Annotated in this window: 11 protein-coding genes; 9 read left to right on the top strand and 2 right to left on the bottom strand. The window is 57.5% G+C overall.

Annotation, left to right across the window (positions count from 1 at the left end):
- The first annotated feature begins 18 nt into the window (after positions 1-18).
- On the top strand, positions 19-465 hold the full coding sequence (locus KW821_RS18535) for an SRPBCC family protein (protein WP_218292492.1): 447 nt from the start codon (positions 19-21) through the stop codon (positions 463-465).
- 187 nt (positions 466-652) lie between these two features.
- Here the strand turns inward: KW821_RS18535 and KW821_RS18530 are convergent, their stop codons facing one another.
- A complete protein-coding gene (locus tag KW821_RS18530) occupies positions 653-1,153 on the bottom strand; it encodes a DUF1993 domain-containing protein (protein WP_218292491.1) in 501 nt (166 codons plus the stop codon).
- 262 nt (positions 1,154-1,415) lie between these two features.
- Here KW821_RS18530 and KW821_RS18525 point away from each other — a divergent pair, with 262 nt between their 5' ends.
- The 5 genes from KW821_RS18525 to KW821_RS18505 all read left to right on the top strand — a co-directional run bounded on the left by KW821_RS18525 (position 1,416) and on the right by KW821_RS18505 (position 6,817).
- Positions 1,416-1,943: a helix-turn-helix domain-containing protein gene (locus tag KW821_RS18525; protein WP_218292490.1), complete on the top strand. Its 528-nt coding sequence runs from the start codon at positions 1,416-1,418 to the stop codon at positions 1,941-1,943.
- Positions 1,940-3,217, top strand: a complete 1,278-nt coding sequence (fabF, locus tag KW821_RS18520; RefSeq protein ID WP_218292489.1) for a beta-ketoacyl-ACP synthase II — start codon at positions 1,940-1,942, stop codon at positions 3,215-3,217. The genes KW821_RS18525 and fabF overlap by 4 nt, the downstream gene beginning before the upstream one ends.
- Before the next feature lie 318 nt (positions 3,218-3,535).
- Complete coding sequence (locus tag KW821_RS18515; RefSeq protein WP_218292488.1) at positions 3,536-4,486, top strand: transposase; 951 nt, start codon at positions 3,536-3,538, stop codon at positions 4,484-4,486.
- Positions 4,487-4,977: 491 nt separating this feature from the next.
- Positions 4,978-5,775 (top strand): FRG domain-containing protein, encoded by a 798-nt coding sequence (locus KW821_RS18510; protein WP_218292487.1) that lies wholly within the window; start codon positions 4,978-4,980, stop codon positions 5,773-5,775.
- Position 5,776: 1 nt separating this feature from the next.
- On the top strand, positions 5,777-6,817 hold the full coding sequence (locus KW821_RS18505) for a DUF262 domain-containing protein (RefSeq protein ID WP_218292486.1): 1,041 nt from the start codon (positions 5,777-5,779) through the stop codon (positions 6,815-6,817).
- A 98-nt stretch (positions 6,818-6,915) separates the two neighbouring features.
- Here the strand turns inward: KW821_RS18505 and uvrD are convergent, their stop codons facing one another.
- Positions 6,916-9,087, bottom strand: coding sequence for a DNA helicase II (gene uvrD / locus KW821_RS18500; RefSeq protein ID WP_042652943.1), 2,172 nt, complete (start codon positions 9,085-9,087; stop codon positions 6,916-6,918).
- A 410-nt stretch (positions 9,088-9,497) separates the two neighbouring features.
- On the opposite strand from uvrD, the gene KW821_RS18495 reads away from it, so the two are divergent.
- The 3 genes from KW821_RS18495 to KW821_RS18485 all read left to right on the top strand — a co-directional run bounded on the left by KW821_RS18495 (position 9,498) and on the right by KW821_RS18485 (position 13,268).
- The gene (locus KW821_RS18495) at positions 9,498-10,496 is read left to right on the top strand and encodes a BMP family ABC transporter substrate-binding protein (RefSeq protein ID WP_218292485.1); all 999 of its coding nucleotides are present in this window, start codon (positions 9,498-9,500) and stop codon (positions 10,494-10,496) included.
- 88 nt (positions 10,497-10,584) lie between these two features.
- Positions 10,585-12,153, top strand: a complete 1,569-nt coding sequence (locus KW821_RS18490; RefSeq protein WP_218292484.1) for an ABC transporter ATP-binding protein — start codon at positions 10,585-10,587, stop codon at positions 12,151-12,153.
- A complete protein-coding gene (locus KW821_RS18485) occupies positions 12,150-13,268 on the top strand; it encodes an ABC transporter permease (protein ID WP_042652945.1) in 1,119 nt (372 codons plus the stop codon). The genes KW821_RS18490 and KW821_RS18485 overlap by 4 nt, the downstream gene beginning before the upstream one ends.

Below are 13,268 nucleotides of genomic sequence, written 5' to 3'. Positions count from 1 at the left end.
CAGGAAGAGGAATGAATCATGACGACAGGAACGGTACGACTGCACAGGGTAGTCAAGGCTCCGCCGCTGCGGGTCTATAGAGCCTTCATCGAGGCGGATGCGTTGGCCAAGTGGCTGCCGCCCCACGGCTTCACCTGCCAGGTACACCAGCTAGACGCCAGCGTCGGCGGCACCTTTCGGATGTCGTTCACGAATTTCGGCACCGGCCACGGCCACTCCTTCGGCGGCGAGTACCTCGAGCTGGTGCCAGGTGCGCGCATTCGCTACACGGACAGCTTCGATGACCCCAACCTGCCGGGGGAGATGCGGGTGACCATCAGCCTCAGCCCGGTGCTGTGCGGCACCGACCTCGCCATAGTGCAGGAGGGGATCCCCGCGGTGATCCCGGTGGAGATGTGTTACCTCGGCTGGCAGGAGTCCCTGACCCAGCTGCTCGCCCTGGTCGAGCCCGAGATACCGGGTTAGCCGCGCGGGCGGCGCACCCATATATTTGGCCAAACGGCGACCCAGGGTCGCCGTTTTCTATCTGCCGACCGCCACACATATGGTCCGGCGCTCGACCGGAGGCGGCCCTGCCCGCCGCGCCTGTTGCTCCCCCCAAACGCAGAGAGCCTGCCGACATGGCAGGCTCTCTGGCGAAGGGCTAGGGCGCTTATTGCAGGTTCAGGCCGCCCAGGTAGTCCTTCTTGCCGAGATCGACCCCCGCCTGACGCAGCAGCGCATAGGTCATGGTCAGGTGGAAGTAGAAGTTCGGGATGCCGTACTCATGGACGCAGGTCTTGCCATCCATCCCCTTGCCACCGGCCCAGTAGGGGAAGTAGTGGCCGCTCTCGAAGCGGCCGTAGTCGGCGTCCAGCTTGCTCTGCAGGAAGGCGATGGTCTTTTCGACATGAGTGCGCAGATCCGCCATGGTCTTGGGCTCGTCCCCCATGACCGGCATCTCGCTGTGGCTGGCGGTAGCGACCACGGCGCGGGCCGAGTCACAGCAGATCAGCACCTGTTTGCTTAGCGGCAGCATGTCGACGATGAGGCGCTCGCCGAAGAAGTTGTCCACGTTGAACTTCTTGGCCTCGGCATGGGCGGCGGCCTTGGCCAGGCAGCCGTCGAGGTTGGTCAGCATCTTGATAAACTGGGCGGTAATGTCACGGTTCATGGTGCGTTCTCTAATCGGGTTGAAGGCGGGTGTGCACGAGCGGCCCCCACTATAGCGCATCCGTTTTCCGGTTCGAGCCTGTGGGGATAAAAAGCCCAGGGAGCGAGCGTGATCCGCGACAGGTTATGGCAACCATTGCAGGGGGCTCTAGGTTCGAGGTGTCGCATAGCATCGCCCACCACCGGACGGCACGAGTCACTTGCATAATGGAAGTAAGGACCGTATGGTTACTTCCATTATGCAAGTAACCTGATGACCCCACATGCGCAAGAAGAGTCTGAGTGAACAGCAGTGCCCCATCGCCCGCAGCCTGGATCACGTCGGCGAGTGGTGGAGTCTGCTGATTATCCGCGATGCCATGCATGGCCTGTCGCGCTTCGATGAATTTCAAAAGAGCCTTGGCATCTCCCCCAACATACTGACCCGACGCCTGACCGCCCTGGTCGAGGGGGGCCTGATGGAGAAGCGGCTCTACTCCGAGCGGCCCCCTCGCTATCAATATGCGCTCACCCCCCGCGGCCAGGATCTCAGCGCCGTGCTGATCGCCCTGCTCACCTGGGGCAATAACCACCTGGCGCCCGAGGGGGCCAGCATCCAGCTGAGGGATGCCCAGACGGGCGAGCTGGTCGAGCCCCTGCTGGTGGACAGGCGCACGGGTCAGGAGATTTCACCCTCGCGCCACACCCTGGTGCCGGGACCGGCCGCCAGTGATGGCATGAAGCAGCGTCTGCACCATGCCAATGGCGTGATGAGCAGCGATAACCCTTCGAAACAGGAATCAGAATCATGAGCTCAACTCGCATCGTGGTGACAGGAATGGGAGCGGTGACCCCGCTTGGATATGGGGTGGAAACCGTGTGGCAGCGGCTGTTGGCGGGCCAGTCCGGCTTGCGCCGCCTGCCGGAGGCCTTCACCGAAGGGCTGGCCGCCAAGGTGGGCGCCATGGTGCCCTCCCTGGCCGAAGATCCCGTGGCCGGGTTTGACCCCGATGCCGTGGTATCGACCAAGGAGCAAAAGAAGATGGATCGCTTCATCCTGTTTGCCATTGCCGCGGCCAAGGAGGCCCTGTTGCAAGCCAACTGGGCCCCCAAGACGGCGGCGGAGCAGGAGCGCACCGCCACCATCATCGCCTCGGGCATCGGCGGCTTCCCCGCCATCGTCGAGGCCGTGCGTACCACGGATGAACGGGGACCGCGCCGCCTATCCCCCTTCACCATCCCCTCGTTCCTGGTCAACATGGCGGCGGGCCATGTCTCCATCAACTTCGGCTTCAAAGGGCCGCTCGGGGCGCCGGTCACGGCCTGCGCCGCAGGGGTGCAGGCCATTGGCGACGCCGCCAGACTCATTCGCTGCGGTGAGGCCGACATCGCCATCTGTGGCGGGGCCGAGGCCACCATAGACCGCGTCAGTCTGGGCGGGTTTGCCGCGGCTCGCGCCCTGTCGTCCGCCTATGCCGATGATCCCGAGTCAGCCTCCCGCCCGTTCGATGTCGACCGCGATGGGTTTGTCATGGGCGAAGGGGCCGGGATCCTGGTGATTGAATCCCTGGAACACGCCCTGGCCCGGGGTGCCACCCCCATAGTGGAGCTGGTGGGGTATGGCACCAGTGCCGACGCCTATCACCTCACCGCCGGTCCCGAAGATGGCGACGGCGCACGCCGCGCCATGATGACGGCCCTGGCTCAGGCCGGCATTCAGGCGGCGGATGTCCAGCACCTCAATGCCCATGCCACCTCGACCCCGGTGGGTGACAAGGGAGAGCTGGCCGCCATCAAACGCGTATTTGGCGATGACAACCAGATTGCGGTGACCTCCACCAAGTCAGCCACCGGCCATCTGCTGGGGGCCGCCGGGGGCATAGAGGCCATCTTCACCGCCCTGGCCATTCGCGACCAGAGAGTGCCGGCCACCCGCAACCTGCAGCGCCCCGACCCGCTCGCCGACGGCGTGGACATAGTGCGGGGCGCGGCCCGTGACATGCGGATCGAGCACGCCATCTCCAATGGATTTGGCTTTGGCGGCGTGAATGCCAGCGTGCTGTTCAAGCGCTGGCAGGGGGCCTGATCTCGCCGGCGGGTGAACATCATCATGCTGGCTGAATGGGCGGCGAACTCCCCGCCTGGGCGCTCGCCGACTCTTTCCATCATCTTGGATACCCATCTTTTTGATGAGCACCAACCTCTCTACGACTCGCTCAGAAAGGTGGGTGTCCCAGATTTGTCACCAGCCGCCCCTCTGAATCGCTAGTCCCGCGTCATATCACACCCCGGCATGTCATCCGATGCCGGGCATGACGTTGCCTGAAGGCATTTTGGGACACCCACCTTTTTGACAGCGTCTTACCCCTGTTCTTGACTAAAGGAGTGATAGCAGGAGGTTGCCATGACCATTGCCCGTTCCCGTCAAATCAGTTTGCAAGATACGCCTTACTACCATGTGGTCAGTCGCTGCGTGCGGCGGGCCTTCTTGTGCGGTGAAGATACCCATTCCGGCCAGAGTTATGAGCACAGGCGCCAATGGGTGGTAGACAAGCTGGGACAGTTGTCACGGCTGTTTGCCATCGGCGTCTGCGCCTATGCGGTGATGAACAATCACTATCATCTGGTGCTCAAGGTTGAACGAGATATCGCCACCCGCTGGAGTGAGCAGGAAGTGGCCGAGCGTTGGGCGGCACTGTTTCAGTGGCCCCTGCTGGTGCGGCGCTGGTATCAAGGAGAATCCCTGATTGAACCGGAGCTGATGGTCGTACAACAGCTAATAGCCCAATGGCGTGAGCGGCTGCATTCCATCAGCTGGTTTGTTCGGTTGCTCAATGAAAATCTGGCCCGCCAGGCCAATCAGGAGGATGGTTGCAAGGGCCATTTCTGGGAGGGGCGCTTCAAGAGTCAGGCCCTACTCACCGAGTCAGCCCTGCTGGCCTGCATGGCCTACGTTGACCTCAATCCGATACGGGCAGCGATTGCCGACCGACCCGAAGAGAGCGACTACACCAGCATCAAGCAGCGTCTTGATAACGAACAATCCGCCCCATCTTTACCACCGCTGTTGCTGCCGTTTTCCAGTAAAGGCGAGCCTGATTGCCTGCCCTATGCCTTCATCGACTATCTGGCACTGGTCGACGGGACAGGGCGAGCCATTAGAACAGACAAGCGAGGCCATATTTCGGCTCACCTTGCGCCCATCCTGCAACGGCTGGGCCTTGATGCAACGCAATGGTTGCGACAAGTGACGCTGTTTAAACGGCAAGGCATCAGAGCCGTGGGCGACAGAGCGCATTGCCAACAGTTCGCGCAACACTGCGGCCAGCGGCGATGTCACCAGCCGCAATTTTGAATTGATAGCCCCTGCTTTATAGCCCACCCCGGCATGTCGCCCCATGCCGAGCATGACACTGCCCCAATAAAAGGCTTTAGCGCCAAAACAGCTCTTAGCCAGCCCTGATTCAGAAACGCTCTCGCTTTCCATCCGCCACAACATCGACAGCCAGCTCAGCTACGACTCACTCAGAAAGGTGGGTGTCCCAGATTTTGTCACCTTGTCGCTCCCACTCCGGCCACCGAACCATCCATCACCTCATCACCAGCCTGGCTACGGCTTACTCAAAAAGGTGGGTGTCCCAGATTTTGTTGACCTTTACCAAGACATAAATATTTAATGAATAAATATTTAAATATTCATTATGCGATGCTTGTCTCAAAATTACATTTTGAGGCCTTTAAAGACAGCGGTACTATCGTAGATAGCTAGATGTTTTATAAAGTTAATGTCATGAAGAATTGTAACTGTATCTATGTTTATCAAACGAGACGATAAAGACATATTATATGGAACTAAATGAAAAAGCTATCACCAACCTCAAAGAATACTTTGACCATGTGCATGATTTACTAAAAGATGATTCATGTAGTCTATGGTTTAGAGGTGTCTCTAATGACACATATAAATTAGCACCTTCCTTATTAAGAAATTCTAATGTTACAGATATTGACTCACTGAAACGGATGGAGAAATCGCTCCTTGGTAGGTTTAATGAGAGAAGTGTTCCATATCTCAACAGCCGAGTAGATGATGTCTGGGAGCAGCTATTTTTAATGCAACACCACGGCGTACCCACTCGACTCCTAGACTGGACGGAGAACCCTTCCATTGCATTATTTTTTGCACTCAGTTCAGCTAAAAAAATAAATAATGAATATCCATTTAATTGTGCTGTATGGATTTTAAACCCACAACACCTTAATGCGAAGACCTTTAGCCATTTAGGAACTCAAACCGCGAGTGGCCCTCGCTCTGTCAAAGCAGCAGAGATGAATGGATATAAGCCAGAGTCAATAGACAATGCAATGCCAGCAGCTATTTATGGTGTTCATAATAGTCCAAGGATTGTTGCACAACGAGGTAGCTTCACCATTCAGGGAAACAATTTAACATCACTTGATCAAATGTTCTTAACTGGACAAGATTGGCATGAGATGACCCTGCGAAAAATTATCATACCAAAAGATAACATTGCATCAATACTAGATATGTTAATTTGCATGGGAATTACAGATGCAACAGTCTACCCGGATTTGAATGGCCTGGCATTAGAAATAAAAAGAAATTTTGGATATGAGGTTTAACATGTTTAAAATACAAAAGCATGATGCTAAAACTCTTAGTTGGTGGCATAGACAGAAAGAAAATATCGATTTTTCGCCAACGTATCAGCGTAAGGGCGGTGTATGGAATTTAAGATCTAAAGCATATTTAATTGACTCCATAATAAATGGATTTGACATTCCAAAAATATATCTTGCTGACTTTAGCTATTCTAATAGTGCCCTGAATCAACGGTGTATGCCATATGCGGTTATAGACGGAAAACAGCGATTACAAGCTATATTTGATTTTTTGGATGACAAGATACGTCTATCTAGAAGCATTATTTTCTACAACAACCCGAACATTAACCTTAAAGGGTTGAAATACAGTCAAATAAAATCAAAATACCCTGCCATTGCATACGACATCATAGACCAATTTAACCTAGATGTTGTAAGCGTTGTTACTGATGAAGAAAACAAAATAAATGAACTATTTATTAGACTTAATCAAGGCGCATCCTTAAAAGGTGCTGAAATAAGAAATGCTAGAACAGGACCAATAGCAGATATTGTTCGGAGCATCTGTAACAGTGATCTCTTTATAAAAAGCAAATATAATAAAACTCGCGGACAAGACAAAAACACAGCTGCAAAAATATGTCTTATTTCCGCAAACAAGGCCTTTGTAAATACCAAAAAGCGTGATCTTGATATGCTTTTTGAGAACAGTGACCCTAGCTTAATAGATGACTTATTGACGTTACCTGACACTCTTAACAAAATAGGTGAAAACTTTGAGGATGGAGACATTGGCCTTAAAAGTGAAGCAATAATACCTTTAATATATATGCTATTTGTAAGGCATAATGACAAACCACCTAAAGATGTAGCTAATTTTATTAACGTTTTTTCTGAGAATAGAAAGAACTTCAAATCTAAAGGTGTTGAACAAGAAAAAGTTCCAATAGAATATACTCTTTTCGATAAGTTTATCCGTAATGCTAATGACTCATCCGGTTTAAATGGAGCATTCAATATTTTAGAAAAACTTTATCTAAAGAGCTTAGATAAAACATGATTGCTCGATTAACAAGACATCATCAAGCCTCTGAGCTTATTGATTTAGTAACCAACCCGGCCTAAGCCGGGTTGGTTACATCAAAAAGGCGAGGAGAGTTACAGCGCCTCGAGCCGTGCGTAAGCGGTAACCAGCCACTTGGCGCCGACCTCGTCGAACTGGATCTGCACCCGGCTCTGCTGGCCGACCCCTTCGAAGTTCAGCACTATGCCTTCGCCGAATTTCGGGTGCAGCACCCGCTGGCCGAGCTTGATGCCGCTGGCGTCGAAGCTCTGCTGCACCTCGTTCTGGCTGAAGCGGCCGTACTGGGTGGGTCTGCTCACCTGGGTGCGCAGCCGGATCTCCTCCAGGCACTCGGCGGGCATCTCGCGGATGAAGCGGCTCGGCTTGTGGAACATCTCGCGGCCATAGATGCGGCGGCTCTCGGCATAACAGATGTAGAGCTTCTCCATGGCGCGGGTCATGCCCACGTAGCAGAGGCGGCGCTCCTCCTCGAGCCGGCCCGACTCCTCGGTGGATTGCTGGCTGGGGAACATGCCTTCCTCCACCCCCACCAGCAGCACCAGCGGGAACTCCAGTCCCTTGGCGCTGTGCAAGGTCATCAGCTGCACCGCATCGGCGTATTCGTCCGCCTGATTTTCGCCGGACTCCAGCGCCGCGTGGGCGAGGAAGGCCGACAGATCGCTCATGTCTTCCAGCTCGTCCGGGCGCTGGTATTGACGGCAAGCCGTCACCAGCTCGTCCAGGTTCTCCACCCGCGCCTGGGATTTCTCCCCTTTTTCGGCCAGATACATGGCCTTGAGGCCGGAGTGCTGGATGGCGATGTCCGCCTGCTGATGCAGGGGCAATAGAGAGACCTTCTCCTCCAGCGCGTCGATGAGATCGACGAAGCCGCGCACCGCGTTGCCGGCGCGACCGGTCAGCACCTTGTCATTGAGCAGCACCCGGGCCGACTGCCACAGGTTCAGTCCCTGATCCCGGGCGTTGTTGCGCAGGATCTCCAGGGTGCGATCGCCGATGCCCCGGGTCGGGGTGTTGACGACCCGCTCGAAGCTGGCGTCGTCGCCCCTGTTGTTGATGAGGCGCAGGTAGGCCATGGCGTCCTTGATTTCCTGGCGCTCGAAGAAGCGCAGGCCGCCGTAGATGCGGTACGGCATGGCGTCCTGCATCAGTGCCTCTTCCAGCACCCGGGACTGGGCGTTGGAGCGATAGAGGATGGCGCAGTCGGCCAGCAGTCCCCCCTTCTCCTTCCAGTCCTTGAGCCGGCCGACCACGAAGCGGGCCTCGTCCACCTCGTTGAAGGCGGCGTAGAGGGAGATGGGATCCCCTTCCACCCCCTCGGTCCACAGCTCCTTGCCGAGCCGCTCCGAGTTGTTGGCGATGACGCAGTTGGCGGCCTTGAGGATGTTGGCGGTGGAGCGGTAGTTCTGTTCCAGACGGATGGTCTCGGCGCCCTGGTAATCGGTCAAGAAGCGCTGGATGTTCTCAATCTTGGCGCCGCGCCAGCCGTAGATGGACTGATCATCGTCACCGACGATCATCACCTTGCCGGACTCGCCCGCCAGCATCCGCAGCCAGGCGTACTGGATGCCGTTGGTGTCCTGGAACTCGTCCACCAGGATGTTCTGGAAGCGATCCCGGTAGTGTTCGAGGATGTGCGGCTTGTTCAGCCACAGCTCGTGGGCGCGCAGCAAGAGTTCTGCAAAGTCCACCAGCCCGGAGCGATCGCAGGTCTCCTGATAGGTCTTGTAGATCTGCTGGTAGGTGCGGGTGACGGGATCGCCGTAGAGATCGATGTCGCCGGGGCGCAGGCCTTCGTCTTTCTTGCCGTTGATGTAGCCCATCACGGCGCGCGGCGCCCAGTGCTTCTCGTCCAGATTCAGTGCCTTGAGCACCCGGCGGATGAGACGATACTGGTCGTCGGAGTCGAGGATCTGGAAATCCTGCGGCAGGCCGGCATCCAGATGATGGGCCCGCAGCAGGCGGTGGGCGATGCCGTGGAAGGTGCCGATCCACATGCCGCGCACCCCGTCGCCTATCACCTTCTCGACCCGGCCGCGCATCTCGGCGGCCGCCTTGTTGGTGAAGGTCACCGCTATGATGGAGAAGGGTGAACAACGCTCCACCTGCATCAGCCAGGCGATACGGTGCACCAGCACCCGGGTCTTGCCCGAGCCGGCGCCCGCCAGCACCAGCAGATTGCTGCGAGGGGCCGCGACCGCGTCTCGTTGCTTGTCGTTGAGCCCGTCGAGCAGGGTTGAAACGTCCATCACCACTCCTGTTTATTTATACAGGCGGCGATTATACGGCCTGAGCGGCCAGAGACCAAATCGTCGTGCGGCCGCTCCCGTCACGGGCCGATCGCCCGCCTCCCATGCCACAGATTGGCGCCAATGGAAGCTTCCTTTTTCATCAAGGGAAGAAAACGCTTACTTATAACACCATGAATATAAACAAAAATGTCATTTGAGCCTTATTAATCGCAGCATTTACATCTGAAAACAAGTACAAAAACAAACACTTATAAATCAATTTGCTTATATTTCAAACCGTTAACGCAAACGTTTTTCCTTTATGATCCCCTTGACCCACACGATGGCTCACTTACAGTTAGCCGGCGTGCTTTATGACCTGCTGATAACAGGTTGTGGACCCTCACATAACAATCAAGGATACGATCGTGACTAAAGTGCTCAAGCTGGCCACCGTGGCCGCCCTCACCCTCGCTGCCCTGTCCGCCCAGGCAGCCTCCGATCCCGCCGTCATCTATGATACCGCCGGCAAATTCGACAAATCCTTCAACGAAGCCGTGTTCCGTAATGGCGTCGAAGTCTACAACAAGGACAAAGGCGTCAAGGTCAAGGAGTTCGAACCCCAGAACGAAGCCCAGCGTGAGCAGGGTCTGCGCCGTCTGGCCAGCCGTGGCAACAGCCCCATCGTCGCCGTCGGCTTCAACATGGGTTCCGCGGTAGAGAAAGTCGCCACCGAATTCCCGAAAACCCAGTTCACCATCATCGACATGGTGGTCGACAAGCCGAACGTACAGTCCCTCATCTTCAAGGAGCATGAAGGCTCCTTCCTGGTGGGTGCGCTGGCAGCCATCGCCTCCAAGAGCGGCAAGGTCGGCTTCGTGGGCGGCATGGACATCCCGCTGATCCGCAAATTCCAGTGCGGCTACGAGCAGGGTGCCAAGTACATCAATCCGAAGATCGACGTGTACCAGAACATGACCGGCTCTACCCCGGCCGCCTTTGCTGACCCGGCCAAGGGTGCCGAGCTGGCCAAGTCCCAGTTCGCCAAGGGCGCCGACGTGGTCTATGCCGCCGCCGGCGGTACCGGTATCGGTGTCTACCAGGCTGCCAAAGATGAAGGCAAGCTGGCCATCGGCGTGGATTCCAACCAGAACCACCTGCAACCTGGCACCATGCTGACCTCCATGGTCAAGGATGTTGGCCTGGCCGCTTACAAGTCCTGGGATGACGCCGCCAAGGGCAGCTGGAAGCCGGGTATCCAGACCCTGGGTCTGGCCGAAGGCGGGGTGGATTGGGCACTCGACAAAGACAACGAGAAGCTGATCACCCCGGACATGAAGGCCAAGGTTGACGCCATCAAGGCCGACATCATCTCCGGCAAGATCAAGGTGCACGACTACATGAGTGACAACTCCTGCAAATACTGAGTCACCGCTACTACTCTCAATCCAAGATGACCGGCCCGTACACGGGCCGGTTTTTAGTCTCTAATTCATGACCCGCAAGGACTGCATCATGGACCAGACAGATCGCTATGCCATCGAATTAAGAGGTATCGATAAGCGGTTCGGCGAAGTGTACGCCAACAAGCAGATCGACCTTCAGGTTCAAAAAGGCAGTATTCACGGCATCGTCGGCGAAAATGGCGCCGGCAAGTCGACCCTGATGAGCATCATCTACGGTTTCTACCACGCCGATAAGGGCGAGATGCTGATCGACGGTAAACCGTTCAAACCCCATGGCTCACAAGATGCGATCGGCGCAGGCGTGGGCATGGTGCACCAGCACTTCATGCTGGTGAACAATTTCAGCGTGCTGGAGAACGTCATCCTCGGCGCGGAAAACGGCTGGCACCTTGGCCAGAGCCTGGCGGCGGCCGAGAAGCTGCTCGGCGAGCTGGCGCGGGACTATGGTCTCGAGGTGCCGCTGCACGAGAAGGTCGAGGATCTGCCGGTGGGCCTGCAACAGCGGGTCGAGATCCTCAAGGCGCTCTATCGCGGCGCCCGCATCCTGATCCTCGACGAGCCGACCGGGGTGCTGACCCCGCAAGAGGCGGATCACCTGTTCGAGGTGCTCAAGAAGCTGCGGGATCAGGGCGCGACCATCATCCTCATCACCCACAAGCTGCGGGAGATCCTGGCCATCACGGATCAGGTCTCCATCATGCGCCGGGGCGAGATGGTGGCCCACGTCGCCACCAAGGATACCGACAAGGAGCAGCTGGCCGAGCTGATGGTGGGCCGCAAGGTGCGCCTCAAGGTCGACAAGGGCGAAGCCCAGCCGGGCGCGGCCAAGCTCAAGGTCGAAGGCCTCAGCTACATCGATGACAACAAGGTGGAGCGGGTCAAGTCCGTCAGCTTCGAGGTGCGGGCCGGTGAAGTGGTCGGCATCGCCGGCGTCTCCGGCAACGGCCAGTCCGAACTGCTCAGCCTGCTCGGCGGCATCCTCCAGCCGAGCAAGGGCAGCTTCACCATCACCGGCGGCGGCAAGGCCCATGAGGTGAACGTGGCACAGCCGGCCGATCCCGAGATGGTGCGCAACTTCGGTCTCGGCCATATCCCGGAAGATCGCCACAAGATGGGGCTCATCAATCGCTTCGAGGCGAAAGAGGCCTTCATCCTCGGCTATCACCGCCGCCCCCAGTACAACAGGGGCTGGCTGCAGAACAAGGAGGCGATCCTGCAGGATTGCCAGGCCAAGATGGACAAGTGGGACGTGCGCCCGCCCCATCCCGACCACAAGACCGCCAACTTCTCCGGTGGCAACCAGCAGAAGCTGGTGATCGCCCGCGAGGTGGAGCAGAACCCGGATGTGTTGCTGATCGGTCAGCCGACCCGGGGCGTCGACATCGGCGCCATCGAGTACATCCACCAGCAGATCATCGCCATGCGCGACAAGGGCAAGGCCGTGCTGCTGGTGTCGGTGGAGCTGGACGAGATCATGAGCCTGTCTGACCGGATCCTGGTCATCGCCGATGGTCGCATCGTCGGCGAGCTGGACGGCGCCAAGGCGGACGAACGCACCATAGGGTTGATGATGGCTAACATAGTCCCAGACGAGATTGCCAAGGAGGCTCGCCCATGAGCCAGACACGTATTCCTGCCTGGATTTCCGTGGGCGTGCTGCCCGCGATCAATATACTGCTGGCCTTCCTGGTGTCGGCCATCCTGTTCTATTACCTCGACATCAACCCGCTCGATGCCGCAGACATCATGTGGTACGGCGCCTTCGGCACCGGCGAGGGAATAGGCTTCACCCTCTACTACGCGACCGGCTTCATCTTCACCGGTCTGGCGGTGGCGGTGGCCTTCCACGCCGGTCTGTTCAACATCGGCGGTGAGGGCCAGGCCTATATCGGCGGCCTCGGCGTGGGACTGGTCTGTCTGCTGCTCGGCGACGTGCTGCCGTTTGCGCTGCTGCTGCCGCTCGCCATCATCGCCGGTGGCCTGTTCGGCGCGGCCTGGGCCTTCATCCCGGCCTGGCTGCAAGCCAAGCGCGGCAGCCACATCGTCATCACCACCATCATGTTCAACTTCATCGCCGCCTCGCTGATGGCTTACCTGCTGGTCGATGTGTTCAAGCCGCCAGGATCCATGGCCACCGAGAGCAAGGTGTTCGCCGTGGCGAGCTGGCTGCCGAAGATCAGCGAGCTGGCGGCCGGTTTCGGTGTGGCGATGCCGAACAGCCCGCTCAACATCAGTTTCGTCTGGGCGTTGATCTGTGCCGTGCTGGTGTGGGTCTTCATCTGGCATACCCGCTGGGGTTACGAGATCCGCTCGGTCGGCGCCAGCCAGAGCGCCTCCGCCTACGCGGGCATCTCCTATCCCAAGGTGGTGATCCTGGCCATGGTGATCTCCGGCATGCTGGCGGGCTTCTTCGCCCTCAACGTGCTGCAGGGTGAGCTGCACCAGATCAAGCTCAACTTCGTGGAAGGCTTCGGCTTCACCGGCATCGCGGTGGCCCTGATGGGGCGCAACCACCCGGTCGGCGTCATCATCGCCAGCCTGCTGTTCGGCTTCCTCTATCAGGGCGGCGCCGAGCTCAGCTTCGAGTTCGGGGTGGATCGCAACATAGTGGTGGTGCTGCAGGGTCTGGTGATCCTGTTCTGCGGCGCGCTTGAGCACATGCTGCGTCCGCGCATCGAGCAGTGCTATCTGGCATTTGCCAACCGCTCAACCGCGCAAGTCAAAGGAGCCTGA

The sequence above is a fragment of the Aeromonas sp. sif2416 genome (genome assembly GCF_019218665.1).
GTDB lineage: Bacteria > Pseudomonadota > Gammaproteobacteria > Enterobacterales > Aeromonadaceae > Aeromonas > Aeromonas encheleia.
The sequence above is the reverse complement of the archived record's forward strand: the minus strand, read 5'-3'. Positions and strand labels throughout refer to the sequence as shown.

Bases quoted from the DNA above. Each gene is read 5' to 3' on its own strand.
- KW821_RS18505 (WP_218292486.1), top strand. From the start codon at position 5,777: ATGTTTAAAATACAAAAGCATGATGCTAAAACTCTTAGTTGGTGGCAT.
- fabF (WP_218292489.1), top strand. From the start codon at position 1,940: ATGAGCTCAACTCGCATCGTGGTGACAGGAATGGGAGCGGTGACCCCG.
- uvrD (WP_042652943.1), bottom strand. From the start codon at position 9,087: ATGGACGTTTCAACCCTGCTCGACGGGCTCAACGACAAGCAACGAGAC.
- KW821_RS18490 (WP_218292484.1), top strand. From the start codon at position 10,585: ATGGACCAGACAGATCGCTATGCCATCGAATTAAGAGGTATCGATAAG.
- KW821_RS18485 (WP_042652945.1), top strand. From the start codon at position 12,150: ATGAGCCAGACACGTATTCCTGCCTGGATTTCCGTGGGCGTGCTGCCC.
- KW821_RS18535 (WP_218292492.1), top strand. From the start codon at position 19: ATGACGACAGGAACGGTACGACTGCACAGGGTAGTCAAGGCTCCGCCG.
- KW821_RS18530 (WP_218292491.1), bottom strand. From the start codon at position 1,153: ATGAACCGTGACATTACCGCCCAGTTTATCAAGATGCTGACCAACCTC.
- KW821_RS18515 (WP_218292488.1), top strand. From the start codon at position 3,536: ATGACCATTGCCCGTTCCCGTCAAATCAGTTTGCAAGATACGCCTTAC.
- KW821_RS18525 (WP_218292490.1), top strand. From the start codon at position 1,416: ATGCGCAAGAAGAGTCTGAGTGAACAGCAGTGCCCCATCGCCCGCAGC.
- KW821_RS18510 (WP_218292487.1), top strand. From the start codon at position 4,978: ATGGAACTAAATGAAAAAGCTATCACCAACCTCAAAGAATACTTTGAC.